Genomic DNA, 23167 nt, shown 5'->3' on the forward strand with positions numbered 1-23167 from the left:
TTCAGGCAGAACCCGGCATCGACCAGCCGAGCCCGTTATAGTGCCACAGGATGAGAAGGGCGACGGCCGCATTCGCCAGCGTGACGATTGCGATCAACCTCACACCGCGTTGCTGCAAGTGCCTGACGCCCAACGCGAGCCAGACGGCCGCCAACACAGCGAGATTTGCGCACATTACCACCAGGCGTGTGCGGCCAAGCTCGCCCGCATACAGGTCGTTCATCATCGAACCCGCTGCGTCATACCCCGCAAAGGCGAGCACCGGCAGAAGGACAAGGAGAAGGCTCGGCAGTGCCAGCGAAATGCGCTCTGCCCCCTCAGCGGGGCGCACGAATACTATGGCTACAATGCAAAGCGCAGCAACCAGACAGGTCACGATGAAAATACCTGTATGGAGAGCCGGGTGCATGAGGGCCGGTACACGCGAGAAGGTGTAAATCCCGATATCAGGTGTGAGCGTCATCCTGCCGGTCAAACTGTCCGGCTTTATCTGTATCGCAGCCCGTGCAGTTTCATGCATAAAGATACCTTGCCCTTGCGGGACAAAGGGCCCGGCACCTCCGAGATACAGCCCCTTTTCATCGGCGGTGACGTCCAGCAGGCCTTGCCCGAAATAGATGAGTTCACCCAGCTTCTCAGCGCTTGTGAAATTGCGTCGGTCTGCCTGATACGAACCGGCATATTGTTCAAGGTCCGTCTCCACAGCCGGCCCGAGCGGTCGCTTCTGGCCAAGGAAGTGCCGCATGAAAGCGTCGTTCAGGCTGCTCGCGGAAAGCAAGGCGGTGGATGGCTTTGCAGCACGCTCGGGAAAAAAGGCCGAAAGGAAACGCTGACCGACTGTCGGCAGTGGGGCTTCGCTCATCAGCGAGATGAAAACGCCCGCATGCTCATCTGGAATCATCGTCATCCAGCTGTGGAAGCCAACCCAGTTGCCACCATGAGCGATGGTCGTATGACCATTCCAGTTATCGAGGAAAAAGGTCATACCAAGGCCCGTGAGCGCTGGCGAGTTTTCAGCATAGCGCTTTGCCATGCGCGCGAAGCCCGAAGGCGACATGATCCTGTCCGACGTGCGGCCGGCATCAAGATGGGCGAGCATGAATTTGACCATGTCAGGCGCCGTCGAGACGATTGAACCAGTCTGCGCTGCAGCCGGATTGATCGGCACGAACCGGGTTGCGGTAACTGAACCATCCGGCGCTATCGTACCCGGCACCCCAATGCCCGCTGGGACCTTGGTGTCGACCAACAGGTCAGTATCCTTCATCTCGAGAGGGTCAAAGATATAGCGCTCCATCAGTTCATTGATCGGAGCGCCCATCTGGTCTTCAACGAGCAGCCCGAGCGTGGCGACCCCGAAGTTGGAATAATTGACGCTGTGACCGGCAGGCCGAACAAAGGCCGGGCGCATCCGGTCAAAAATCTCGGCAGGAATCGGAATCGGTTGTGATTCTTCCGATCCGAGGAAATGGAATGTATCCTCGAAACCCGCCGAATGCGTCATCAACTCGCGAATAGTGATCGCGTGACCGTCATTGTCCGGCAGTTGGTAACGTTTCAGATAGTGATTGGCGGGGTCGTCGACCGATTTGATAATGCCCTGATCAATCAACCGCGCAAGCAAGGTGGCAGTGAAAGTCTTGGTAATGGAGCCGATGCGAAACCGGGTTGCAGCGGGGTCCACAACACCTTCAACCATCGCATTCGCACGACCGTACCCTTTGGCCATCAACAGGGCGCCGTCTTTAACCACACTGATGGTGGCGCCGGTGATCTGGCCTTTGTCGAGGGCGGCACCGAACGTCTCGTCGGACCACGCCGTCACCGCCTCTTCAGTGATCGGCGTACCGTTTGCGGCGTCGGCCTGCGCCTGCCAGCCAACGGCAACAGCCACCACAGCCATGCCGTGACAAAACAGCTTTGCTAAAGATCTCATGACACTCCCCTATGCCAATCGTTTACAAGGCCCATCAAGGGCGAAAGCACCCCGCCTGGGCAGGGTGCTTTCCTTGTTGCCGCATTCGACTGCTGCGGTCAGAACTGATACCGGACACGTGCGCCGATGGTGCGCGGCCGACCGCGATAGGTCCGGCCATCGGTGAACTCGGTATCGACCACTATGTTCACGGTTTCATTGAACAGGTTGTTGGCAAACAGTTCGAAATTCAAGCCATTGAAGTCGGTGTTCCAGCGCAGGTTCACGGTCGCATAGTCCCCTGCCCGCTGCCGGACGGCCTCGGAAGGCAGGAAGTTGTAGTAACCGCCAACATATTGCGCATCGAGACGGATCATGCTGGCCCAGCGGCCGGCAAGCTCAAAGCTGTAATCGGTGCCGAGACCCAGGGTGAGCTCAGGTACGCCCGGCGTCTGGCCACCTTCGTTGCGCAGCTCGCCGGTATCGGGATTGAAGGATGCATCAAGATGTGCGTCCGTGTAGGCACCACCGATATCAAGCCGCCAATTGCTGCTGATCTGTGCAGCGAGTTCAAGCTCGAGGCCTTTGCTGGTCGCGGTATCGGCGTTGAAGCCGAAGGAGAAGCCGCAAGGCAGGATGTAGCTTGTCGGGATATTCTTCCAGTCAATGTAGAAGACCGCCCCGTTAAGCGCGACCCGGCCATCGGCCAGCGAGAGCTTGGTGCCGGCCTCATAGCTCCACAGGCTGTCAGGTGTGGTCCCATCCGGTGCCTTATCGAAGCCTCGTGCCTTCAGGTCGGCCGTGCAGGCATCCGGCAGAGGATTGTTCGGATTGCCCGGACGGAAGCCCTTCGTGGCCGACACATAGTAAAGGTGGTCATCATTCGGCGTATAATTCAGCGCAACCTTCGGGTTGAACGTATCGGCCGATGTGGTCAACAGGTCGGTGCTGTTGCTGAAAATCCCCGACACGGCCAGTTCGCGGTCGTCCGTGAACTTGAACCAGCGCAAGCCAAGCGTTGCCTTCAGCTTCTCGGTGAACTGATAGCTCGCCTCACCGAACAGCGCATACTGGTTGGCATTGTGTGTGTTATTGCGCGCATGCAGGACCATGTCCTTTGTCGCGCCGAACAGCACGCCAAGCAGCGAGTCCTCTATACTTTGCGCGCTGCCGAACCATTGCAGGCCGTTTGAGAAGTCGAGCTTCTTGTCGAGAAGGAAGCCGCCGGCCAGCCACTGGAATTTGCTATCCGTGTTGGAGCTGAGGCGTGCCTCATGCACCCAGAATTTTTCCTCGTTGCCATCATAAAGCTGCAAGGGCGCATCCGGCAGGAAGGCAAAGAGCCCAAGAGCATGGATATCGCGCAACTGGTTCCAGTCACGTTCCACATAAGCAGTGGAAGCCGTGAGGTTGACAGCATCACCTTCATAGTTAGCAACAAGGTTATAGACCCTGAAGTCGTCATTCAGGTCTTCCTGCCGCCAGCGATTTTGCGTCCAGCCACCATCAGGCAAAGAAACCTCGGGCAGACCATCCACATTCTGGTTCTGGACAATGATCATAGTATCCAGCGAAAGCTTTTCGGTCGCCTGGATCTTCATTGCGAAACGTCCGCCTTTCGTCGTTTCGCTGGCCACGTTGTTCGTCACTTTATCCGGGATGCCATATGCAGTCGCGCCGCTCGCGATATTGTCGACATAACCCGTGTTTTCGTAACCGTAGGCGACAAGTCGCACAGCCATCTTGTCTTCCGCTATCGGTACGTTCACCGCACCGGCGCCGCTGTAATTGGTGCCACCATAGCGAGTCTTCGAGATTACGCCCTCGACGGTACCTTCCACTTCGTTGAGTTTGGCGCCCGCCGGAACGACCTTGATGGTGCCCCCCATCGAGCCGGCGCCATAGAGTGTGCCTTGTGGACCGCGCAGGATTTCAACCCGTTCCACGTCGAAAAGCTTGAGGTCCGGATTGCCGCGGGCAGTTGCAGACACTGGTACATCGCCGAAATAATAGCCAACAGTGTTGGGGTCGGCGGCAAGCGCGCCAGTGGTGATCCCGCGGATGGTGATCTGGTTCCGGCCACCACCCCGCTCATTGTAGGCAATGCTCGGCACAGACGTCAGATAATCACCCATGCCCTGCAATCCGCGAGCATCGATTTCCTCGCCACCGATCGCACGGACGCTCATTGCTACATCACTCAGATTTTCAGTGCGCTTGTTGGCCGTAACAACAATCTCCTCAAGCGTGAGATCCGCTTTATCGGCATCAGCATCAGCGGCTTGCACCGCTGTATTGCCGGCCATGGCGAAAACACTTGCTCCAAGCAGAAGCGAAAATTGAAGACCTTTATATTGCGACATAGCCACCCTCCCCAGAATGCGATCGGTCGCGATCATTTTTTGCATATATGAAAATCATTTCATAAACAAAAAATTGGTCAAGGAAATTTTCACGAAAACCGACATAATGATGCAGACACTCCATACGCGCGTCGCCCCAGAAGCGTCAAAAGCCATTCAGATTCGCGATTTCACGCACCAATGTTGAAAAATTTTCCCCCAAGAAATATGGGATGATATATAAGCGAAAGAACGAGAATGGCTCGGACAGACATTGAAAGCCGGAGGCACGCATGATCGCATCGACATCCATGCAAGAAAGGGATGAGACTGAAACGTCCATTTTCCTTCTGGAGGTCGGCAACAGGATTCGGGCGCGGCGCAAAGAACGCAAGATGACGCTCAAGGACCTGAGCGAGGCAAGCAATGTGCCCCTTTCCACGTTATCGAAGGTCGAAACGGGCGGTATGTCACTCAATGTCCAGAAGCTGGTCAGCGTCTGCAAGGCACTTGACCTCGATGTAATGCAACTGGTTTCCCCCGAGGAGCCCGACCAAAGCGGCCCGAAGCTGGTCACAGGGCGCCGCAGTGTCACTCACCTCGGCCAGGCCCGGCGCGTGCAAACGACCCATACCTTGTATGAACACCACGCTGCCGATTTCCGAAACCGCCGGCTCGTGCCCACCGTAATGTGGATCGAAGCTGGCCTTGAGCCTGAACTGGTGCGCCATCAGGGCGAGGAATTCATTTTCGTTCTCGAAGGCGAGGTAGAGGTTCAGACGGAATTTTATGAGCCGACAAGGCTTTCTGTTGGCGAAAGCATGTATATCGATTCAACCATGGGCCACAACGTGCGCGCTCTTGGCGGTAAACCGGCCAAAATCCTGAATGTCATGACCGCCCGCTTCGAGGAGGCTGTACCGGATGCAGTCGGCTAGCGGCTGAACCGTTCCGGCGAGAATGCCGCTACCGGCATTGCGGTCGCCTGCCCCAATATCATTTGCCGCAACAGCCGCGCAGTCCCGAGCGACTGTGTCCAACCAAGCGCGCCGTGCCCCCCCGCAAGATATACTCCCTTCACCTTGCCCGCACCGAAGATCGGCAAGCCATCCGCACTCATCGGCCTGAAGCCTGCGCGCGCGCCAAGATCGCCCGTCAGCAACGTGCCTGCATGTTCCGGCAGGATCTGGCGCACCAGCGCGCAGAGGTTATCCACGCGTCCCTTTGCGATACTCGCATCCAACCCCACGAACTCTGCAGTTCCCGCGATCCGCAATTGATCACCAAGAGGCGTGATGGCCGCGTGCAGATCGTCATCCAGCATCGGAATGGCCGGTAGCGGTGCCTGCGCCCCTGGGGTCGCCCGGCCGACAGGCAAGGTTATCGAATAGCCTTTGACCGGACTGACCGGAACCCGAATCCCGCCGTCGGCAGCAAGCAGGCCAAGTGCATGACCGGAAGCCAGAACAACAATGTCACCCCGCGTAATTCCGCCTTCATGCCGCACACCAGCAACACGCCCCTGCTCCACAAGCAGCCCACTCACGGGCGAGGAGAAGTGATAGGTGACCCCGGCATCTGCGGTGTGCCGCGCCAGCGCACGCGCAAACAGTGGCGCATGTCCAGACTGGTCTTCCGGGAAATGCAAGGCACCGGCAAGTTCATGTCGTATTGGCCGCAGGGCGGGCTCCAGACGCACTGCCTCCTCTGCATCCAATCGTACAGACACAACGCCAAGATCAGCAATCTTGGCGCTTTTTACCACTCCTGCCTCAAGCGCCGCAGAATTTCGATATATCTTCATTGTGCCCACTGACTTGTGGGCAAAGCCCAGCCTTACCGCCGACCGGAGCTCGTCCAAACACTGCAAGCTGAAATGACCGAGTTCGGCATTGAGGCGCGATGCCCGGTCAACCAGATCCGGACGGGAGGCGATCAGAAAGCGGATGCCCCAGGGAATGATACGTGGAAATGCACTTAGCCGCAGCAACATCGGTGCGTCGTCACGACCAATCCAGCGCAGCAAATCCTTCCATATCCCTGGCGCATTCCAGGGGTCCGACATGCTGGGGGTAAGGAGACCACCATTGGCGTCAGTCGCCCCAAGGGCTGCATCAGCGGCCTGATCGAAGACCGTGACATCAAACCCCGCATGATTGAGCTCGTAGGCCACGGTAACCCCGATAACACCAGCTCCGACCACAATCGCCTTCATCAAATCCCCTCCACGCGCCAATAAACTGCAATACCGGTCCATCCGGAACTCGGCCTTGCAGCAATAAAACATCATTTTTCATATTTGAAAATATTTTTCGCCATGATAGGGTCCAACTAACAGTCGTTCCGGGGAGGGAAGGACGCAGTCTCGCGAGCAGGCGAAAATGCCTGCTTCATGTGCGTCATCTTACCCCCGGGCCAAAACAGCGCGCCGGGGGCTTTGCATGAAGTGTTTCACCTTCTATTTCGCACATGAGACCAACAGCTTCTCTCCCGTCGCCACGAGTATCGCGAATTTTGAGGAGACGGGGCTCTATCGTCCCGGACATGGTGATCCGCGGCAGCACCTGGAATCCATCAAAGGTGCCGGCGACTTTGTGCGTGAAGCAGACGCGCGCGGCCATGAGATCGTCGTCGGGACTTGCGCCGGGGCGCAACCAAGTGCGCCCTGCGTGCGCGCGGACTACGAAGCCCTGCGCGATGAGATTCTCGGGCAACTGGAAGTAGCGATGCCGGTCGATTTCGTCCTCGTCATGATGCATGGTTCGATGATGGCGGAGGGTTATGACGATTGCGAAGGAGACATCCTGGCCCGCATGCGGAACATTATCGGGCCCGTCATTCCTGTCGGTGTGCTTCTTGACCTGCATTGCAACATTACCCGACAGATGCTTGCGCATGCGACGGTCATCATGCCTTGCAAGGAGTATCCGCACACCGACTTTGCAGAACGCGCGGGCGAATTGTACCATCTGGTCGAAGCCGCGGCACAAGGGAAGGCACGGCCAGTACCGAGCTTTTTCCGCGTCCCGGTCCTCGGCCTGTTCGAAACTGTCAGGTCGCCCATGAAAGAACTCGTCGAGCGCCTTTCGTCCACTGAGAAGCAGCCGAGCGTGCTCACTGCAAGCCTTGCCCACGGCTTTCCATGGGGCGATTTTCCTGAAGCTGGAGCTGGCGCGCTCGTCTATACAGACAATAATAAGGTCACCGGTGATGAAATGGCTGCCGAGCTTGGCCGTGCTTTCTTTGACCTTCGGGAATGCGCGCAGGCCACTCTGTTGTCTTCGTCGGAGCTGGTGGAGCGCCTCCGTCACCACCGGAAGGATGTGGACGGCACGATTGTCGTCGCCGATATGGCAGACAATCCGGGCGGCGGATCAGCTTCGGATTCCACCTTCATCCTTTCGGCTTTCATTGAGGCCGGCATTCGCGATGCCGTGCTCGGCTATTTCTGGGACCCCGACATGGTCGATCGCGCCTTTGAAGCCGGAGAAGGAGCGACACTCGAGCTTGGCATCGGCGGCAAGGTCAGCCCTTCCTCTGGCGAACCAGTCACCATGACGGTGACTGTAAAGGCTTTGCGGACCAATGCGAAACAACCCCATATTGCCGATGGCACCGCCTGCCCGCTGGGCCGCACGGCGCTTGTCGAGGGCAACGGCATCCACATCTTGCTGAACGATCTCCGCCAGCAGCCTTTCCATCCACGCGGCTTTGAGACAGCAGGGATCGACCCATGGAGTACCGGCATCGTCGTCGTGAAGTCCTCACATCATTTTTTCGCGGGATTTGGTGAAAGGGCATCGGCAATCCTCTATGTCGATACGCCCGGCACCCTTCATGCCAATCCGAAAATGCGTCCATATGTCCGTATCGGCAGGCCGATATGGCCGCTTGACGACATCAGCTTGTAGGATTGCCCGTGGTCGCACTCATCATCGCATCTGTCGTCGCCTTGCTCCTCATCTGTGGAGTGGCTGTCGCCTACGTGACTGGCGCGGGGATCACCCTCGCCTATTTCCTCACCGATCACGCAAAATATCTGGCTATCGCCCCGCAGCGCATGTTCGCCAGCATGGATGTGTTTGCCCTGATGGCGATGCCCTTGTTCATCTGGGCCGGCGAACTGATGAACCGCGCTGGTATAACGCGCAGCCTTGTTGATTTTGCGATGTTGTTGATGGGCCGGTTCCGGGGCGGCCTTGGCCATGTGAATGTCGCGACTTCTGTTTTCTTCGCCGGGATCAGCGGCTCGGCGGCGGCCGACGTTGCCGCCCTCAGCAATACGCTCGTTCCGCAGATGGAGCGGCAGGGATACGACAAGACATATGCGGGCGCCATTACGGCAGCATCTTCAGTAATCGGGCCGATCATTCCGCCGTCGATCATCATGATCCTTTACGGCGCCATCATGTCGACCGACGTAGCGGCCCTTTTTGCGGCCGGCCTTGTGCCGGGACTGTTGCTCGCGCTCGCACTTATCATCCTCAATGCCTGGCTGGCCTGGAAGGAAGGACACCCGGGTGGAAAAAAGGAAGATATTCCACCTTTCTGGCCGACCCTGAGACTTGCCCTGCCGGCGCTCAGCCTGCCTGCCATCATCCTTGGAGGCATCGTCTTCGGGGTGACAACTCCGATTGAGGCAGGGGCTCTCGCGGTCATAGCTGCACTTGTCATCGGGGGCACGCGGCGCACGATCAGCCTTGGCGATTTCCTGACGTCCCTGCAGCGCACCCTTTTTCTGATGGGGTCAATTTTCGTCATTCTGGCTGCCGGATCGCTCATCGCCTACCTGATGGCCCTGGCGCAAGTACCGGAAGCCATCGCCGGCGCTGTACAAGCAGCCGACATGACAGGCTACAAATACCTCATCCTTATCATGCTGGTTTATGTCGTCATGGGCATGGGGATCGACCTCATGGTGGCGCTTGCCATGGTGACCCCGCTATTGATCCCCGAGGCGATTGCGCAAGGCTTCCATCCGGTGCAGCTTGGTGTCCTTGTCTGCTTGAACCTGACGATCGGGCTAATCACCCCGCCGATGGGTGGTGCCATCGTGATGGTTTCAACAATCACCGGCAGCTCCTATTGGGCCCTCGTCCGGCGGCTCATCCCTTTCATGATCGCCGAGTTCGCCGTGCTTATCCTTGTCATGGCCTTTCCGGACCTGACACTGGCCCTGCCGCGCGCCATGGGGCTTCTGTGATGCGCCGTCTTCTCATAGCACTTGCGGCATACACAGCCTTCGTCGTCCCCGGCGTGGCTGTCGCCGATGAGCCGGTGAAGTTCGCGCTCAGCACACCGACCGATCTTAGCAGGAACGGCGTCTATGTCTGGGTCGATGCCTTCCGCAAGGCATTTGAACGCACAGGCAGGGAAATCCGCATCTATCCGAACGGAAGCCTTGGCGGCGATCAGGAGCGGGTGGACCAGATGCGACTGGGCCTGCTGGAAATGAATGTCACCAACCCGGATGAGATTTCACGTCATTCACCGACCTATTATGGCATAGCCATGCCGTTCCTCTTCCAGTCTTACGACCACATGGACCGGTTCCTGGAACAGACCCCGTTTGTCCCTCAGGTGAACAGCGAACTCAGCGCCGCGGGGCAAGACTTCAGGTTCGTGGATATCGCCTACACGGGGGCGATGGTCGGCCTTCTGACCCGCAAGGTACCGGTGCGCACTGTAGACGATCTGAAGAAGATCCGTCTGCGTTTCCTGAGTGCGCCGGACCTGAAGCTGTTCGCCGCCTGGGGCGTGCGTGGTGTTCAGGTTTCCTGGGGTGAAGTGGCGCAGGGCCTGCAGACCGGCATGATCGATGGATACCTGAACCCCCCTGCCGTCGCCACCATGTTCGGGCACGGCAGCGTGCTTGATTATTTCACCGATCTCAGGATGGGCCCTTCCGGACGCATGATCGTTGTCTCGACCCGTTGGCTCGAAAGCCTGACGCCAGAGGAACGAGCAGTTTTCGATAGCGCAGTGCTTGAGGCTCGCACCGCGAACAGGACATGGAACCGTCACTATATTGCCAAGGAGCGCGACGCACTGGCGCGGGTCGGCATCGACTGGGTAGAGCCGAGCGGTTCTGAACGTCAGACATGGAAAGATCGAACGGTCAACTTCTACGACCAGAAATGGTACGACCCGGCCAAGACTGAACAGGTCGGCCGCTGGATCAAGGATACTGCGGAGGGGCCGAATGACTCTCATTAGCCTCCTGCGCGCCATTATGCGCTCGATTGATCGCCTGTGTCTTGGCCTCGGTCTCGCCGCGATGCTTCTCATGCTCGTTTGCGTCTGCCTGCAAATCGTTGCGCGCTATGTCTTCAACTCCCCGCCGGCATGGACAGAAGAACTGGCCCGTTACGCCATGGTGTGGGGGGCAATGCTCGGGGCGACCTGTGCCTATTACCGCCGGCTGGACCCCACGCTCTCGGTTCTGCGGCCAGGCCTGACACGGAGACAGGCGCTGCTCCGGCAGATTGTAGAGACTGCCGCCATCGCGCTCTTCATCGGCCCGGTCCTCTGGTTCGCTCCTGCGACAGTTGAACGGCTTCTGGACCGTCCAACCGAAACACTCGGTTTCAGCACCGGGGTCATCGTGGCGATCATTCCGGTCACGATGGCCATCATTCTCCTTTATGCCCTTGTCCGCATTGTGCTGGTTGTTGCCGATCAAGACGATTTTTCTAAGGAAACAGGTTCATGATCCTTGCCATACGTCAGGCCCCGCTTCTTGTGACATCACTGCTTTTCCTCGTTCTTTTCGGGCTCAGGAGCATCGTCGTCGCACCGGTTGATATCGTTCCGGCCGATGCACCGATCGATGCTTTTTCGGCCGTGCGCGCTCACGCGGCCCTGACGGACATCCTTGGCGACGGCGCACCACCACACCCCTCCGGGAGTCCCGAAAACGCCTTGGTTCGCGAACGGATCGAAGGGAAGCTCGATGCACTTGGACTGACAAGTGAAATACAGCGCACGTTCAAATGTTCGCCGCTCGCCCCCGGCTGTTCCTTCGTTGAAAATATCATCTCGGTCATCCCGGGCAGTGCCGTCGACGCCAGAGCGCAACCGGCCCTGCTTGTGACATCACACTATGACAGCGTACCGGGCGCACCCGGCGCAGGTGATGCAGGCTCAGGCATTGCCGCGATGCTGGAAATCGCCGGCAACCTTAAAGCTGCCCCCGTTGCAAATGACGTCATCCTTCTGTTTGCGGATGCCGAGGAAACGGGCCTGCGCGGTGCCATGGCCTTTGTCGACAGCCACCCGCTGATGGAACGTGTCGGTTTCGTCATCAACGCCGAAGCTCGCGGAGTAGACGGCCCGAGCACCATGTTCGAGACCGGGGACAACAACCTCGCAGCTGTCCGTGCTTTCCGGTCAACAGCCATCAACCCGGTAAGTGCGTCACTGATCGTCGAGATGTACAAGCGCATGCCAAATGGCACCGACTTCACCATCTACAAGATGAAGGGCGCACAGGGGCTCAATTTCGCCTTCTCAGGCGGTGTCTCACTTTATCATTCCTCACGCGACAATCCCGCCAAGCTCAGCCTGAAAAGCCTCCAGCATCAGGGCGACAATATGCTCAATGCGGTGCGCGCCGTGGCCAACCAGCCGATTGAGGTGACCCGGGCTGACGAGGACGCTGTCTATTTCGACCTGTTTGGACGGGCCCTCGTTCTGTGGCCTGCCCATATAGGATCGCTGCTTGCCGGCATTGCGCTCGTTGCATTGGGTGCCTCCCTCGTCATCCGCCGGGGAATAAGCTTCAGGCAAGGCGCTTGGGCATTCCTCTTCTTCCTGTTGGTTCCCGTTGCCTTCGGCATCTCCGGATACCTGCTCTCGTTCCCGCTATCGCAATTTGGCGACATTCATCCCCTTGACCATCCCCATGCATGGCCGGGTCGCATCGCCCTGGTCGCGGCAGCCTTGCTGGTATCACTGGCCATCGGACATGCGGCGGCAAGGCGCGCAGGGGCGTCAGCGCTTTTTCATGTTGTGTGGATCATTGCCGCCCTCGGCGGACTGACACTTGCCTTGGTCCTCCCTGGCGTCTCCTACCTGCTGATCGCTCCGAGCCTTGTCGCCGGCATTGCGGCCCTTGTGACCGTTCGGCGAAGCGTTGCGCTTGCAGCGGGCCTGGCTGTTCTGACGGGTGGATACATGGCTTTCTATCACTTCCTGATGTTTGAGGCCGTGTTCAATTTCCAGCTCAGCCATTTCAAGATGCTGCCCCTTCTGTTGCTGGGCTGGCCTTTCATGGCGGCCGCCGCCGGCTGGTTCACACAAGACGGGGTGACCGTTCCGCCCCTTGGGCGCGCCCTCGCAGTTGTCCTGTTCGCCGCGACCATCACTGCGCTTGTCGTTCCGGCATACACACCAGCGCGGCCCCGCAGCGTGAACGTCAACTATCTGGCCGACCTGTCGACCGGCACCTTTAACTTGGAAATCCAGACACTTGGTCCAGCCGACCTCGATTTTGTAAGGGCAGCGGGCTTCGAAACAGCCCAACAACCCATCACCCGCTACGGCGTGCAACAGGGCAAGACCCATTTAAGGCCGACGATTGACCTTGGCCTCACCGGCCCCGAGATCGTCATCACCTACGACGTGTCGGGTCCTGATGGTCGCCTCATCGAAGGCACCATCCGGTCGCCCGAGGGACGCATCTACACCGGCTTCGGCATCGCGGACGGCGCCAATGTGACATCCATGAAGATTGAGGACCAGCTCGTACTTGGCCTTCCTGACCGGCCGCTTGCGGGTCCCATCGTGCTGCGCCTGCAAGGCGCCGGGACCGAGCCAAAACGCTTTGCACTGCGCCTTAAAACGACTGCAAGCGACGGCCTTTATGCCTTCGAACAAGGCGCCCTCCCGCCGAGTGAAGACATCGCTGCCGTGCAGGCCCTTCGCCCTGATGACGCGGCCCCCATTCATTTCGGCGACCATGCCCTGATCGTCAAACCCCTGCTTCCGTGACCGGATGAGAAAGACACCGCCATGATTTTCAGCGACCCGAACCCCTTCAACATCCCGACCCATCTGCAATCGCGATCCATCTGCTTTGAAAATATCACCGGTGCCAAAGGAGAAGGCGGCAAGGCAGCCAGCCCCCTCGGCATTGGCCGCAAAGGTGCCCCGGCACGTCACTTGTTTCCCGGCGAAACGATCGAGCTTGCTGCCATTGATGGTCCGGGCATGATCCGCCATATCTGGATGACCTGCCACCCGAAGATAGAGCTGTTGCGGGGCGTGGTCCTGCGTTTCTACTGGAATGGCCAGGCGCATCCCTCGATCGAGACACCGGTCGGTGACTTTTTTGGTTTTGCCCACGGTAAGACGCCCGCCTTCCAGTCTGCCGCTCATTCGGTTGGCGAAAAGGTCGGGATGAATGCCTGGATTCCGATGCCGTTTGCGAAGCATGCCCGGGTCACGATCACCAATGAGGGTGATGTCCGCATGCCGCTCTTTTACCAGATCGACTATACACTCGGTGACGATATCACCGATGATACCCCGCATCTGCATGTATCCTTCCAGCGCCAGAACCCGACGGCTCTAAGGGAAGACTTCGAATTCCTAAACCGTTCGGGCAGCCGCGGTCGCTATCTCGGTGCTGTTTTTGGCGTGATCCCCCACGATCCCCGTTGGTGGGGCGAAGGTGAAGTGAAGGTATTCCTTGATGGTGACAGCGATTTTGCCACCATCGTCGGCACCGGCGCGGAAGATTATGTAGGCCTTTCATGGGGCATCCAGCAAACGCCGTTCCTTTATCACGGCGCCAGTTGGCGCGAGAAGGACGACATGGCCGATACAGGGGCCGTGTCCATGTATCGCTGGCATTTCCCGGACCCTATCTACTGGCAATCCGACATCCGTCTGACCATCCAGCAGATGGGCCATTCACCAGGTGCCGGGGCCAACTCCATCGCCGAGTATCAGGCCGAGCTTTATGAGCGGCAGGACGACTGGAGTATCGCCACCTTCTGGTACGAAACGCTGCCAAGTGCGCCACTCCCGCCGCTACCGGATGTGGCCGCACGCCTTGCTGGTCTCGACACCCTTGCTTCTATTGACGCCTGAGGACATGCATCATGCCTGAAACCATCCATCTTTTCTGGCCCGGCGACTATCGCCCGCATCCTAACAATCTCGCCATGCCAATGATCGAAGCCACAACGGCACGCATGGAAGCAGCGCTTGACCGGCTGAACGTACGGCATACGCGCGTGCCTCATGTGCTCTCCAAGCCGAATGCAGCCATCACCCACCTTGGCCCCATTGATGCGCCAATGATCGGCATCTATTCCCACTGGGTCTATGGCCCCCACACGGTGGACGGTGTGGTCGGCAAGGACAGCCCCCTGCTCCTCGCCAGCAATTTCGATGGCACATGGCCGGGCCTTGTCGGCCTTCTCAATACCGCTGCCTGCCTTGAAATGGTTGACCGCAAAGCCAGCCGCATCTGGACCGATGCCGACGACTGGACCGCCGATGATCGTTTCATGAACCAGCTTGAGGAATGGGTAAAGACCGGTGCAATCGCGCATGACCGTTCTGCCATCCGGCCAGCCCCTGCGGTTTCGGCATCGGCAAGTGCAACGGCTGATGCCGTGCTCGCGGAGTTCAGGATGCGGCGGCCTCTTGCCCTCATGCTCGGCGACACATCGATGGGCATGACAAACGGCTATTTCGGCCCGCGCATGCTATCAAAGGTCGGCTTCTCCGAGCACAAGGTCGATCAGGCCTGGATCATCGAGCGGGGCAGGAAGGTCACCGATGAACGCATCGACGCTGCCTACAGGTTCGTCTGTGAGAAGGGCGTCACCTTCCATTATGGTGGTGACTTTACGCCTGATGCCACCAGGGAGCAGCTTCGCGACTATCTTGCCGTCCTCGACATGATCGAGGAGTTCGAAGCCGACTGTCTCGGCTGGCAGTATCAGCTTGGCCTGATCGGGTCGCGCCCACCGTCAGACTTCAATGAAGGTCTCTTCAATTCGACCTGCCGCCCGGAATCGAACGGCGACGTCATCACCACAGCGACGGAAGCTGATCAGGGCAACCTGTTGCCACAGGAAATGATGAAGCGACTGCTGAAGCGGAAAGGCCTGCATCAGGCGGTGTTCTTCCACGATATCCGCTGGGGGGCCGAACATGATGGTCAGTTCCTGTGGGTACTGCTCAACTCGGGATCTTCAGGCGCTTATGCCTTCAACCACAATCCCGACACGCTTGAAGGCGTTCACTCCTATCGTCAGCCTGCGGCCTATTTCCCGATCCCCGGTGGCACGTTCGCAGGTGTTTCCAAGGCAGGAGCCATCACATGGGCCCGCGCCTATGTGCAAGACGGCGAACTATGGATGGATATCGGCACCGGCCACGTAGTCGAACTCCCCGATGACGTCCGTGAAGTCTGGTGGCAGGGTACGACCCGCGAATGGCCCTTCATGGCAGCCGATCTTGGCATAGGCCGCGACACGCTGATGGCCCATTATATGAGCAATCATATCGCCGTCGCGTATGGCGACATTTTCGAAGAAATGGTGGCGCTTTCCCGGGCCATGAACTTCAAGGTCCGTATCCTGAAGGACGGGAACTGACGCCATGGCCGGTCCCTACTTCATCGGAATCGATGGCGGCACCGAAGGCATCCGTGCTGGCATTTTCGATGCCCGCGGGCGCCCCCTCGCGTTTGCGGCCACGCCCTACACAACCCGTTTCCCCGCGCCAGCCCATGCAGAACAGGACCCGGTCGACTGGTGGGCCGGGTGTGGCCAGTCGGTCCGCAAGGCAATGGCGGCGGCAGGCATCCCTGCGGATCAGGTAAAAGGCCTTGCCGTCGACACCACCAACTGCTCGGTCGTCTTGCTCGACACGGAAGGTGAGCCGGTAAGGCCGGCAATGATCTGGATGGATGTCCGCGCCTCCAAAGAAGCCGATGAGGTTGCAGCAAGTGGTGACAAGGCTCTTCGGGTGAACAGCGGTGGGCGCGGACCCGTTTCCGCCGAGTGGATGATTCCGAAGGCGCTATGGCTGAAACGGAACGAACCTGATGCCTTTGCCCGCGCCGCCTATGTCTGCGAATATCAGGACTATCTGAACCTCAAGCTGACCGGACGACTGGTTGCCAGCGTCTACAACGTGAGCGCACGATGGCATCATGACGTCACCAACGGCAGCCAACCAACCAGCCTGATCGACAGCCTCGGCATCGGTGAGCTAGCGACAAAGTGGCCCGGGGAAATCGTGCGCCTCGGAGAGGTGGTCGCCCCACTCAGTGCCGAAGCTGCCAACCATCTTGGCCTGAAGGCCGGCCTGCCAGTCTCGCAGGGCGGGGCGGACGCCGGCATCGGCATGATCGGCCTCGGGGTCATCCGGCCGGGCAGCCTTGCTTTCATCACCGGCTCGTCTCACCTGCATCTTGGCCTGTCTGAGAAGCCATTTGCCGGAGAAGGCATCTGGGGCACCTATGCAAATGCACTCCTGCCCGGCCTTCATCTGGTCGAGGGCGGGCAAGCCTCAACCGGATCCGCGATCAACTGGTTCAAACGCACCCTCGCAGCAGAGACAAGCTACAAAACACTTGATGAGGAAGCTGCTGCCGTTCCAGCAGGTGCAAACGGACTCACGGCGCTCGATCATTTTCAGGGCAATCGTACCCCTTTCACTGACCCGCATTCGCGCGGGGCCTTCGCTGGCCTCTCACTGGGGCACGGTCGAGGTCATCTGTTCCGGGCGCTTCTGGAAAGTGTGGCGATGGGTTCACGTCTCATCCTCGACACTTTCGAAAAGGGAGGATTTACGCTGAATGATATCGTCCTCGCCGGAGGAGTCACCAACTCGCCCCTCTGGCTGCAGATCCATGCTGACATCATCGGCAAGCCGATTGCGCTGACCGAAGTTCCCGACGCTCCGGCGCTCGGCAGCGCCATCCTTGCCGCCGTTGGCAGTGGCCATTATGCGAACATCACCGAAGCGGTTTCTGCCATGGTACGCCGGTCCCGCACCATTGAGCCGAATATGGCGGTTCACGGTGACTATGCCGAACCATATGCACGCTACAAGGCGCTTTACATTACACAGAAGGACTTTCGAAAGGCTGTCGCCTGATGCCCTCTGCTGCCGCCGAGGCCTGGATTGCCGCACTTCCTGCGTTCAGTGAACGCCCATTTCCGCCGGCTGCCGCAGACCTTGAGGCCTGGCAGGCATGGCAGGCGCGCGCTGAAAAGCAGGGACAGCTTCGGTCTGCGGCGGTAATCAAGGCGCTCGCAGCAACAAATGCGGTCACCGTCGAACCGATGGATGAAGCAGGAGCGGCGATCAGGATTATCCCGGCCATTCACGACATGAACGGCCTGCAGCTGGCTTTCCTGCATGGTGGCGGCTTTACGGCCTTTTCCGCCGCCTCGACCCTGTTTGCGGCAGCTCCTCTCGCCAGCCGCTTGGGCGTCGATGTCATTTCCATCGACTATCCCAAGGCGCCTTTCAGCACGTGTCTTGAGATTGTCGAGACGACATGCGCACGCCTCCTGCCGCATCTCAACAACAGGACCATCCTTGTCGGCGATTCCGCAGGCGGCGGGCTGGCGCTTGCCACGATACAGCGTCTGAAGACGCAGGGGAGCCAGCTTCCCGCTGCACTGATATTGTGGTCACCATGGGTCGATATGACGGCCAATGACCCTTCAGCGGATGATCCGGTCCTGCGCTACAAAGATGATCTCGAGATATGTGCTGCCTGTTACGCGGGCACATTGCCTCATGACGATCCGATTGCCTCGCCGCTGATGGGCACCTTCGGGCCGTGGCACCCGCCGACCCTCATACAGGCAGGTGAGCGGGAGATATTCCTGCCCTCTTTACGCCGCCTGATGACAAAAATGACCGCCGCTGGCGCCGATTGCAGTTTGCAGGTCACCGAAGGTCTTTTTCACTCCTTCGTTGCCCTCGCCCACGAACTCCCTGAAAGCGGAAAGGCCATCGCCAACATGCGCCGCTTCATTGACGATGTAATCAGATCACATGGCTGACGAGCCAAAAGCCCGCATATCAGCTTGCCATTTCCGCATGCCAACGCCAATCCCAGCGGCGATACGCGAAGACGCGCCCACGCGAAATTTTAAAATAATCAAATAAAATCAATGACTTAAAGTCATTGGTGCCCGCTGCCGGCACCAGAGTTATAATTATATCAACCAGTTACAAGACCTTGGCGCAAATTTGGCGCAGGGAAATTGGGTGCAGATGACGATGCAGTCCTCGTGCTGGAGTTGCTGGAACAATGATAGCGCCATAGATCCATCATATTTGCTCGATACTCTTCATTGTACCCTGCCTTCCAATATGAATAGTGCCAGCGTCAGGGAGCGACGCTGGCACCGGCTTTCGGCAGAAGTGATGCGCGATCGATCCTGCCGTGGGAGACGTCAGAACCGGAAGCGGGCCTCAAGGCCGATGGTGCGCCCTTCATTGGCCACACCCGACTGGGCACCGGTCAGAAGCGGCGTATCGACGATATAGCTGAGGGTGATCTTGTCGGTGAGGTTGCGGCCATAGATGGCCAATGACCATGTTTCATCGACCGACGCAATCGCGATACGGGCATTGATCTTGGCGTAAGCATCCTGCTTGCCGGCCTCGTCCAGATCGTCCACGAGATACGAGGTGCTACGGTAGTTCACGTCTGCATCAAGGGTCAGGTTAAGACTTTCCGTGATGTCCTTCGTGTAATTGGCTGCCACTACCCCGCTGAACTTGGGCGCGAAGGCATTAGTCCGGCCGGAAAGGTCCTGCTGGCAGACAACGCCCGGCGCAGTTGCGGCAATCTGGGCCGCCGTGCAGCCGGCTGTCGTAAAGTCCTTGAAGGTGAAGTCGAGCCATGCCCCGCTGACTGTCATCGTCAGGGCTTCGGTCGCCCGAAACTCGAAATCGGCCTCAAGACCCCGGATGCGCGAGTTGGCGGCATTCGACACCGAGAAAGTGGTGCCCTGGAAGCTCGTCACCTGCAGGTCGCTATAGTCGGTCTGGAACACTGTGGCATTCAGGCGACCGCGGCCATCCATCAGCGTGCTCTTCATGCCAACTTCATAGGTCCGGGCACGCTCGTCCTCGAACTCCCAGCCAACCGGTTGGCCGGTGACCGCATCGAAGGCCTGGTCATCGGAGGCGTTGAAGCCGCCCATCTTGTGGCCCTGTGCGAAACGTGCGAACAGCATCACGTCGTTGTTCACATCCCAGCTGATCGTAGCCGTCGGGTCGAAATGGTTCTCGGTCCGATGCCCGTCGATATCGTGGGTCACAGTCCCGAAGGCCTGCCGGAACACTGCAGCCAGCAGCGGGTTGGCGTCCGGCGTATCGATCGCGGCCGACGTGCTTGTCACATCGCTTGCCAGCCAGACCTGCTTGGCGGCGTCGCGGCTATTGTGGGTGTAGCGGCCGCCAACCGTCAGCCTGACGGCATCGTTCATGTTCCAGGTGAACTGGCCGAACGCTGCATAGGATTCGGTATCAAGCGTAAAGATCCGGTTCCGGCCAGCCACCACCATCGGATACAGGGCATAGAGCGGGCCGAGCTGGGCTGCAAAGACCGACGGAATGCCCAGCGCGATGTTCGAGAAGCCACCGATCGAGCTGTCCACCAGCACCTGACCATTATTGTCGAGGCCGGAATTCTCATAATAGCCGCCTACGAGATACTCGACGGTCTCGCCAACCGGTGAAGCGTAGCGCAGTTCCTGGCTGAATTGGTCGAAATCGTCCTCGTCATACTGCGACAGCAGATTGATCGGCAGGAAGTCTGTGTCCTGTTCGTCCGACGATTTATAGGTCGAATAGCCGGTCACCGAAGTGATTTCCCCGCCGCTGGCGAGGTTATAGTCAAGGGTGGCCGCAAAATCGTCGAGCGTCGTGGTGGTGCTCTCTGCCTTCGCGCGGCCGAACAGGTTGATGCTTGTGTAGGCATGTGTCTTGTCGGTATCGGTCGCCATTCCCGGCGCCACGAAGTTGGCGGCGGCAAAAGCCAGCGCATCGAGCGGCGCCTTCGGATCATCGATCAGCGTGAACAGCGACGGCACGATGGGCGACCCGGCCGTCGTGAAATGCGAGTGCGTATATTTCAGGTTTGCCTTGAAATTGTCGCTGGGCGTCCAGACAAGCGTACCCCGCACCGTGGCGTCTTCCGGCTGGATGGCGTCGGTATCGGTCGGCACGTTGGTCACAAAGCCATCGGCATCGGCGTAACGCGCAGCGACCCTGAGGGCAGCCGTATCACCAAGCGGTACGGTGGCAGCACCAGAAACATCGATCAGTTCGGATGAAGGTTCGTATTTCGCAGCAACAAAGCCGTTGAAATCGTCACCAGCGCCCGGCGAAACCGTGGTCACGTTCAGGGCGCCTGCGATGGTGTTCTTACCGAAGAGCGCGCCTTGCGGCCCGCGCAGCACCTCGATCCGTTCGATATCAAGGAAGGGCATGCGATACTGGCGACCGCGCGCCATGCCGATACCATCGATGAAGAGGCCAACCGACTGGTCAAAGGCCCGGTTGACGCCTGAACTGATGCCGCGGATCGCGATTGGCGTGTGGTTCACCGCGCGGCTGATATGAACCCCGGGCATCGTTTCCGACAGGTCCTGGAAATCTGAAATGCCAGCCTTTTCGATCTTGTCGCCCATCGCGGCAGAAATCGAGACAGGTACATCCTGCAGGCTTTCTGCCCGCTTCTGGGCGGTTACTACGATTTCCTCAAGCGCGAAGATATCCTCGTCCTGTGCTGCAACACTGCCGGCCATAGCGATGAGTGCAACGCTCGAAACAGCCGTGCGCAACAATGAACGGTGCGAAAAGACAGATACAAACTCGGACATGAAAGACCCTCCCGGACTGGTTGACACGATATGGGGAAGGGCCCCCCGCCCTTTTCCCCAAGCCTTCGTGAAGGAGAGTAATCCTGCTCGCGCCCCCTCACTTGACACTAGGGGACACTGTTTTGTCACTTCGAGACATTTGGCGGGAGCCTGCCTTGTCAGGCGAAGCCGGAGAGGCGATCAAAGAACCAATAGGCTGCAAGAATGCCGATGGCATAGGCCATGACACGGGCACCGGAAAAGGTCAGCGCCGTGCGCGCATGGGTCAACCGTTTGAAAATCGAAGCACCAGCCGCAAGCAGCAGGATGAAAAGAAGCTGCCCGGCCTCGACCCCGACATTGAAGAACAGAAGCCCGGTGACAAGATGGGCTGGTGGCAGGCCAATCTCGGCAAGCACCGCGGCAAAACCGAAACCATGCAGGAGCCCGAAGGAAACCGAAACAGCCACCGGATAGCGCCGGGCAAGCGAACGTTCGTCAGGAAGCGCCAGTTCGCGCGCCAGAAACAGGATCGACAGGGCAATCGCCGCTTCTGTCGGCGGTACCGCCACGCGCACGAGATCAAGGGCTGCAAGGGCGAGCGTCACCGAATGGGAGAGCGTGAAGCCTGTGACGGTGACAAGGATGCGCCTCCAGCCGCCCGCTAGCACCATCAGACCGGCAACAAACAGCAGGTGATCGAGCCCCAGCCAGATATGCTCCATACCCAGCCTGAAATAATCGGCAGCCACCGCGCTCGCCTCCGGCCGCACGGGCACAGTCCAACTGTTTTTTTCCGGCGGCAGCAGCTCGATGAGCCGGGCACCGTCTGCCCGTTCAATCTGGATAAGCGTCGAGAGGCTGGGATTGGCAAGTGGGTATCGGACCTCTATAGCTGCACCCTCCATACCATTCGCGCATAGTAACAGCATAACCCCTTCGGCCTTGACGGGTGCTCTGGATGGCGCCTGATCCGCAAGGTGACAACCCGTCACCATCAGATAGGGCTGGTTCCGCGCCCACACTGTTTCCGGTACTGCAAGCGCGAAAGTAAACTTGCCCGGCGCCGCTTCGATAAAGGTTGCGGACAGCGGCCGGGCATCATGCGCCGATGCCGCAAAGCCCATAAGCGATGCGGCGAGAAACGCGAGAAGACCAAGGCCTCTCATTCAGCAGGACTCGTGCCGAGGTCGAGGCGGATTTCATAGCTCTCCCTGAGCTTGTCGAGCGCCTTCCGCTCGTTGGCGCGGCGAGCCTCGTCCTCATAATCGGCCTTCACATGCGCCTCCACCTCCTTGAACGAGGGAATGCGGGGCTCGGTGCGGGATGAAACGAACACCAGATGATAACCAAGGGATGAGCGTAATGGCCCCTGCCACACGCCGGCATCCGGGTCGATAGTGAAGAGCGACGTCATCATTTCGCTTCCGAAATGATCGGCGACAAAATCCGGCGTGCGCTCTACATAATTGGTGAGCCATGGAAAACGGTCGCCTGCCCCGGTCGCAGCCTCGAACCCGGCACGGCGGCCATTGAGCAAGGTAAGGGTTTCCTTCGCTGCCGCTTGTGCCGCCTCGTCGCCTCGCGCTTCTACATCGAAGAAGACATGGGCAAAGGTGATGGAGCCGGGCACAGCGTAGCGGGCGGCGTTTGCCGCATGGTAGGCCGCCAGTGCGGCTTCCGACGGCACGGCCTCGGTCACATCCTCGATCAGGAAACGCTGCTTCTGGATCAGGCGCTGGCGGATCACATAGTCGCCATTCTCCAGCCCTAGCCCCTTGGCGGTGCGATAGAGGATTTCCTCGTCAACATAGTCGTCAGCAAGCTTCTGACGAAACGCCGGTGACAGGGCGTCATACTGCAGGGCGAAGGTTTCGGGATCGAAGATCTTGGCCCTGTATTCCATGAAGGCGATGAGCGCCTCCCGGTCAGCAATGATCACACCGGGTTCCTCGCCCTTCTCAGGCGCCACCGTCGCATACAGGCCATAGAGAAGCCCTCCGGCCAGAAGAAAATGCAGTAGCGGTTCCCTCAGTAATTTCCCCATGTCG

At 59.0% G+C, this 23167-nt stretch carries 16 protein-coding genes; 10 read left to right on the forward strand and 6 right to left on the reverse strand.

Annotated features, from left to right (window positions below):
• Position 1: 1 nt before the first annotated feature.
• On the reverse strand, positions 2 to 1936 hold the full coding sequence (locus OU694_RS08365) for a serine hydrolase domain-containing protein (protein WP_308910528.1): 1935 nt from the start codon (positions 1934 to 1936) through the stop codon (positions 2 to 4).
• Between the two features lie 98 nt (positions 1937 to 2034).
• On the reverse strand, positions 2035 to 4278 hold the full coding sequence (locus OU694_RS08370) for a TonB-dependent receptor (protein ID WP_308910529.1): 2244 nt from the start codon (positions 4276 to 4278) through the stop codon (positions 2035 to 2037).
• 272 nt (positions 4279 to 4550) lie between these two features.
• On the opposite strand from OU694_RS08370, the gene OU694_RS08375 reads away from it, so the two are divergent.
• On the forward strand, positions 4551 to 5195 hold the full coding sequence (locus OU694_RS08375; RefSeq protein WP_289505411.1) for a helix-turn-helix domain-containing protein: 645 nt from the start codon (positions 4551 to 4553) through the stop codon (positions 5193 to 5195).
• Here OU694_RS08375 and OU694_RS08380 read toward each other — a convergent pair.
• Positions 5192 to 6472 (reverse strand): FAD-dependent oxidoreductase, encoded by a 1281-nt coding sequence (locus OU694_RS08380; protein WP_308910530.1) that lies wholly within the window; start codon positions 6470 to 6472, stop codon positions 5192 to 5194. The genes OU694_RS08375 and OU694_RS08380 overlap by 4 nt on opposite strands.
• 226 nt (positions 6473 to 6698) lie before the next feature.
• Between OU694_RS08380 and OU694_RS08385 the strand changes: the two genes are divergently transcribed.
• The 9 genes from OU694_RS08385 to OU694_RS08425 are packed head-to-tail and all read left to right on the forward strand — an operon-like array spanning position 6699 to position 18302.
• Entirely contained in the window at positions 6699 to 8168 is a 1470-nt protein-coding gene (locus tag OU694_RS08385) for a M81 family metallopeptidase (protein WP_308910531.1), read from the forward strand.
• A gap of 8 nt (positions 8169 to 8176) precedes the next feature.
• On the forward strand, positions 8177 to 9460 hold the full coding sequence (locus tag OU694_RS08390; protein ID WP_308910532.1) for a TRAP transporter large permease: 1284 nt from the start codon (positions 8177 to 8179) through the stop codon (positions 9458 to 9460).
• Positions 9460 to 10473: a TRAP transporter substrate-binding protein gene (locus OU694_RS08395; RefSeq protein WP_308910533.1), complete on the forward strand. Its 1014-nt coding sequence runs from the start codon at positions 9460 to 9462 to the stop codon at positions 10471 to 10473. Before OU694_RS08390 ends, OU694_RS08395 begins: the two co-directional genes overlap by 1 nt.
• The gene (locus tag OU694_RS08400) at positions 10460 to 10969 is read left to right on the forward strand and encodes a TRAP transporter small permease (RefSeq protein ID WP_308910534.1); all 510 of its coding nucleotides are present in this window, start codon (positions 10460 to 10462) and stop codon (positions 10967 to 10969) included. Before OU694_RS08395 ends, OU694_RS08400 begins: the two co-directional genes overlap by 14 nt.
• Entirely contained in the window at positions 10966 to 13248 is a 2283-nt protein-coding gene (locus OU694_RS08405; RefSeq protein ID WP_308910535.1) for a M28 family peptidase, read from the forward strand. Before OU694_RS08400 ends, OU694_RS08405 begins: the two co-directional genes overlap by 4 nt.
• A 21-nt stretch (positions 13249 to 13269) precedes the next feature.
• On the forward strand, positions 13270 to 14352 hold the full coding sequence (locus OU694_RS08410; protein ID WP_308910536.1) for a glycoside hydrolase family 172 protein: 1083 nt from the start codon (positions 13270 to 13272) through the stop codon (positions 14350 to 14352).
• 11 nt (positions 14353 to 14363) lie between these two features.
• Entirely contained in the window at positions 14364 to 15872 is a 1509-nt protein-coding gene (locus tag OU694_RS08415; RefSeq protein WP_308910537.1) for a hypothetical protein, read from the forward strand.
• A gap of 4 nt (positions 15873 to 15876) precedes the next feature.
• Complete coding sequence (locus OU694_RS08420) at positions 15877 to 17382, forward strand: FGGY-family carbohydrate kinase (RefSeq protein WP_308910538.1); 1506 nt, start codon at positions 15877 to 15879, stop codon at positions 17380 to 17382.
• Complete coding sequence (locus OU694_RS08425; RefSeq protein WP_308910539.1) at positions 17382 to 18302, forward strand: alpha/beta hydrolase fold domain-containing protein; 921 nt, start codon at positions 17382 to 17384, stop codon at positions 18300 to 18302. Before OU694_RS08420 ends, OU694_RS08425 begins: the two co-directional genes overlap by 1 nt.
• A 396-nt stretch (positions 18303 to 18698) precedes the next feature.
• Here OU694_RS08425 and OU694_RS08430 read toward each other — a convergent pair whose 3' ends face one another.
• The 3 genes from OU694_RS08430 to OU694_RS08440 all read right to left on the reverse strand — a co-directional run bounded on the left by OU694_RS08430 (position 18699) and on the right by OU694_RS08440 (position 23163).
• The gene (locus OU694_RS08430; RefSeq protein WP_308910540.1) at positions 18699 to 21137 is read right to left on the reverse strand and encodes a TonB-dependent receptor; all 2439 of its coding nucleotides are present in this window, start codon (positions 21135 to 21137) and stop codon (positions 18699 to 18701) included.
• Between the two features lie 158 nt (positions 21138 to 21295).
• Positions 21296 to 22285, reverse strand: coding sequence for a HupE/UreJ family protein (locus OU694_RS08435; RefSeq protein ID WP_308910541.1), 990 nt, complete (start codon positions 22283 to 22285; stop codon positions 21296 to 21298).
• A complete protein-coding gene (locus OU694_RS08440; RefSeq protein ID WP_308910542.1) occupies positions 22282 to 23163 on the reverse strand; it encodes a peptidylprolyl isomerase in 882 nt (293 codons plus the stop codon). The genes OU694_RS08435 and OU694_RS08440 overlap by 4 nt, the downstream gene beginning before the upstream one ends.
• Positions 23164 to 23167: the final 4 nt, after the last annotated feature.

The sequence above is a fragment of the Pseudokordiimonas caeni genome, assembly GCF_026719705.1.
GTDB lineage: Bacteria > Pseudomonadota > Alphaproteobacteria > Sphingomonadales > Kordiimonadaceae > Gimibacter > Gimibacter caeni.

Coding starts and splice junctions, on each gene's coding strand:
- OU694_RS08405 (WP_308910535.1), top strand. CDS start 10,966: ATGATCCTTGCCATACGTCAGGCCCCGCTTCTTGTGACATCACTGCTT.
- OU694_RS08430 (WP_308910540.1), bottom strand. CDS start 21,137: ATGTCCGAGTTTGTATCTGTCTTTTCGCACCGTTCATTGTTGCGCACG.
- OU694_RS08380 (WP_308910530.1), bottom strand. CDS start 6,472: ATGAAGGCGATTGTGGTCGGAGCTGGTGTTATCGGGGTTACCGTGGCC.
- OU694_RS08385 (WP_308910531.1), top strand. CDS start 6,699: ATGAAGTGTTTCACCTTCTATTTCGCACATGAGACCAACAGCTTCTCT.
- OU694_RS08395 (WP_308910533.1), top strand. CDS start 9,460: ATGCGCCGTCTTCTCATAGCACTTGCGGCATACACAGCCTTCGTCGTC.
- OU694_RS08440 (WP_308910542.1), bottom strand. CDS start 23,163: ATGGGGAAATTACTGAGGGAACCGCTACTGCATTTTCTTCTGGCCGGA.
- OU694_RS08400 (WP_308910534.1), top strand. CDS start 10,460: ATGACTCTCATTAGCCTCCTGCGCGCCATTATGCGCTCGATTGATCGC.
- OU694_RS08375 (WP_289505411.1), top strand. CDS start 4,551: ATGATCGCATCGACATCCATGCAAGAAAGGGATGAGACTGAAACGTCC.
- OU694_RS08425 (WP_308910539.1), top strand. CDS start 17,382: ATGCCCTCTGCTGCCGCCGAGGCCTGGATTGCCGCACTTCCTGCGTTC.
- OU694_RS08410 (WP_308910536.1), top strand. CDS start 13,270: ATGATTTTCAGCGACCCGAACCCCTTCAACATCCCGACCCATCTGCAA.
- OU694_RS08365 (WP_308910528.1), bottom strand. CDS start 1,936: ATGAGATCTTTAGCAAAGCTGTTTTGTCACGGCATGGCTGTGGTGGCT.
- OU694_RS08435 (WP_308910541.1), bottom strand. CDS start 22,285: ATGAGAGGCCTTGGTCTTCTCGCGTTTCTCGCCGCATCGCTTATGGGC.
- OU694_RS08415 (WP_308910537.1), top strand. CDS start 14,364: ATGCCTGAAACCATCCATCTTTTCTGGCCCGGCGACTATCGCCCGCAT.
- OU694_RS08370 (WP_308910529.1), bottom strand. CDS start 4,278: ATGTCGCAATATAAAGGTCTTCAATTTTCGCTTCTGCTTGGAGCAAGT.
- OU694_RS08420 (WP_308910538.1), top strand. CDS start 15,877: ATGGCCGGTCCCTACTTCATCGGAATCGATGGCGGCACCGAAGGCATC.